4 protein-coding genes are annotated in these 2,928 nt (G+C 60.6%); 2 read left to right on the top strand and 2 right to left on the bottom strand.

Going from position 1 to position 2,928, the window contains the following annotated elements; translation table 11 throughout:
- Positions 1–131 precede the first annotated feature (131 nt).
- Positions 132–1,070, bottom strand: a complete 939-nt coding sequence (locus tag ACGYK7_RS19045) for an ArdC family protein (protein WP_197919453.1) — start codon at positions 1,068–1,070, stop codon at positions 132–134.
- A gap of 39 nt (positions 1,071–1,109) precedes the next feature.
- Positions 1,110–1,595, bottom strand: a complete 486-nt coding sequence (locus tag ACGYK7_RS19040) for a hypothetical protein (protein ID WP_197919452.1) — start codon at positions 1,593–1,595, stop codon at positions 1,110–1,112.
- Between the two features lie 445 nt (positions 1,596–2,040).
- Between ACGYK7_RS19040 and ACGYK7_RS19035 the strand changes: the two genes are divergently transcribed.
- Together ACGYK7_RS19035 and ACGYK7_RS19030 are read left to right on the top strand one after the other, a co-directional pair.
- Positions 2,041–2,391 carry an MbcA/ParS/Xre antitoxin family protein gene (locus ACGYK7_RS19035; RefSeq protein WP_152467386.1) on the top strand — a complete coding sequence of 117 codons (351 nt, stop codon included), beginning with the start codon at positions 2,041–2,043 and terminating at the stop codon, positions 2,389–2,391.
- Positions 2,391–2,928: RES family NAD+ phosphorylase (locus ACGYK7_RS19030; protein ID WP_394403942.1), on the top strand; the 538-nt coding region annotated here is incomplete at its 3' end. The genes ACGYK7_RS19035 and ACGYK7_RS19030, both read left to right, overlap by 1 nt.

Genomic DNA, 2,928 nt, shown 5'->3' with positions numbered 1-2,928 from the left:
TTTGAGTTCGCGCCGGTCCGCGAAACGGCAAACTGTCCGGGGGACAGTTTGAGGCAAGAACGGGCGGAGCCCGGCCACCCGCAGCGTCTTGGGTTCTTTACGTGACATGCGAGTCTCCGTTCTCCGTATGGTCAAGCAGCCTCGGCGCTGCGCCCTGCCCTGCCCGCCTCTGACCGTGCGATCAGGTAATCACAGGCGCGCTGCGCATCCGCGGCGTGCTTGAAGATCGCACCCTTATCTGAGCGAAGAACGCGCAACCAGTTGTGGAGATAGGCGGCATTCATCTCGAGCGTATGGGCCGTGAAGCCGAGCGTCTGGCCGAGAAACACCGAGGTCAGCTCGGCGACGATCTCTTCGCGGGCATAGGCCGTGTTGCCGAAGCGCGAGAGGCCGTAGTCGCGATTGAGCCGATGCGGGGTTTTCGTGGCATGGGCCAACTCATGGGCCCAGACCCCGTAGAAGTTCCGCGGGTTCTCAAACCGCGTGATGGACGGCATGTAGACCTTGTCCACGGGCGGCAAATAGTACGCTTCCGTGCCCGTGAAGACGGTCGTGATGTCGATAGCGTCGAAAAACGCCTGCATGTGCGGGATGGGTTCAGCGGGCGGATGCTCGGGCGCGGGCTCCGGGTCCGGATAGAAGCTCTCGGGCAAGCCCTCGATCTGACAGGCATTGAACACGCGGTAGGATTTCTGGAAGCGGAAGACGCGGGCCTCCTCGGAGTGATCATTGCTCTCCCCCTGATCATCCTCGCCGTCGGCGTCTTTCCGGCTTTGACCATAATAGACGACGACAGAGGACTTCTCGCCCTTGCGCACCTTCGCGTCCAACGCATTGGCCTGCGGCAGCGTCATCCAGAAGGGCGAGCTATGGCCCGCCATGACGGTGCGCATGGTCAGCAGGAAGTTGTTGACCCCTTGGTAGGGCTCACCGCCCACGCGCAGGGGGCGTGAGCTGCCGCCTGCCGTCCAGGGCTTGCGCCACGGCAGAACGCCGCGCTCGATGATGCGGATGATTTCGTTCGTGATGACCTCGGAGGCATCAAATTTGGGCGTGCGGGATCGGGCCATGGCTGGCCTCCTTTCGTGTGTGGGTGAGATGTTTGGGGATCAGATTTTCTGACTGGGCCGCGGATCGTTGGCGACCTTCGCGCCAAGCGCTTCGACCATGTCGATGTAGGTGGTCAGCGAGACAGACTGGCCGGCACCTGAGTGGTCAGCGTCGACCGATCCGCCTCGCACCACCCGCGGCAGGTTCGCGAAGGCAATAACATCGGTGACGGGTCGGATATCGATGAAGGGCGTCCCGAGTGCGACCGCAAGAGCGGCCAAGGGAAATCGTTCGGTCGGCGCGAAACTCGACACGGTGGTCCAACCGAGATGGATGAACGTCCCACCCTCCCCGCAGATCACGTGCGCGTTTGGCAATGACGCCGCCTGCCTGAGATAGCCGAGATCGCGGAGAACGGCTTTCCGCTCGAGCTTCCGTGCCAGCCCTGTCTGACCGGCTCGGCGCAGCTCTCTATGCCGCCACCAAGAGGCAGCGGTCGCGCGCAACACGCGCAAGACACCTGTTTGCATGGGAATGCCCTTCATCCGGAAAAACAGACCGGAACCCGGCCCGGACCCATCTGAGGGACCCCAAAGGCCCTCATCCGTCAGTCACAAAACCCGAAGAACACTTTCTCTTTCCAACCGCCAACTGGACCGCGGAAACTGACAAGGGTCCGACACCACCGCGGTTCCCAAGGGCTTCATACAGTCAGTGCCGGTTGGGGTCCAAGATCGGCAAGGAATATCGGCAACCCCAGCCCGGACGCGGCAATCGTCGCCCTATTATCAATGACTTATCTGATTTTCTCGATCGGCAAAAATCGCGCCTGCTGCGACTTTTCGGGCCCAAAAATCTGGATGTCCGACGTTCAGAGCAATCCCGCGTTACGGATTAGCTTGGGAAACGAAGGTGCTGCACCCCCTGCCACCTTGCAATTCAGCAATAATGTCGCTATATACCGTCATTATCACTGTAGGGGCATAGATCATGCACATCACGAACTTTGCAGAAGCTGGGCAATTCGAACCGCGCAAGATCGCCGCAGCCTTGCGCACTTCGGCTGAGGAAATCGCATTGACCGTTGGCTTGGGCAAAGATGCGTTGCAGAGGCGAACCCGCATCGGTTCGGACAAGACGCAGCGTCGCCTGCGCGAGTTGGTTGAGGTGCTGAACAAAGTCGAACCGCGCTTCGGCTCAGAACTGATGGCCTATGCATGGTACCGGTCAGAGCCCCTGCCCGGCTTTGATGGCCGGACAGCCATGCAGCTGGTGCAGGAAGGCAAAGCTCAGCAAGTTCTGGAATACATCGATGCGGTCGATGCGGGCGTCTTTGCCTGATGCCGCTGAAAGATGGGCGCTACACAGGGCCACTCTATCGCGCCCTGAACCCGGTCTATGCGCGTGAACCTCTCTCCGGACGAGGCGCTGAACTCTATGGAGGGCGCTTCAACGCCAAGGGCACCCCTACGCTCTACACCTCGCTGGATCCCGCGACCGCTCTTAGAGAAGCCAACCAGGTCGGCAGCCTGCAACCCACGATCCTGGTGTCCTACAAGGCCGACCTTGGGCCTATTTTCGATACCCGCCATCAGGACGGACTTGACCGGTATGGCGCGACCGAGGCGATGCTTGCCGACCCTGTATGGCGCATGAAGATGCTCGATGGCCAATTGGTGCCGACACAGGAGTTAGCACGCGCCCTCAATGCGGATGGGTTTGCAGGGCTTCTGATCCAGAGTTTTGCCAAGGGCGCGTCATCATCGGACTTCAACATCGTTTTGTGGGGCTGGGCTGGCAAAAACGGTTCTCTGATTGCGGCTGTGTCAAGCGGGATAGCGATCTGTCCGTTCGGGGTCATGGTTCTCTCCGAGGTCG

The organism is Sulfitobacter sp. 1A15299 (genome assembly GCF_043556915.1).
In the GTDB taxonomy this organism is placed as follows: Bacteria; Pseudomonadota; Alphaproteobacteria; order Rhodobacterales; family Rhodobacteraceae; genus Sulfitobacter.
Note: the sequence above shows the minus strand (reverse complement) of the source record. Positions and strands in the feature narration are given on the sequence as shown.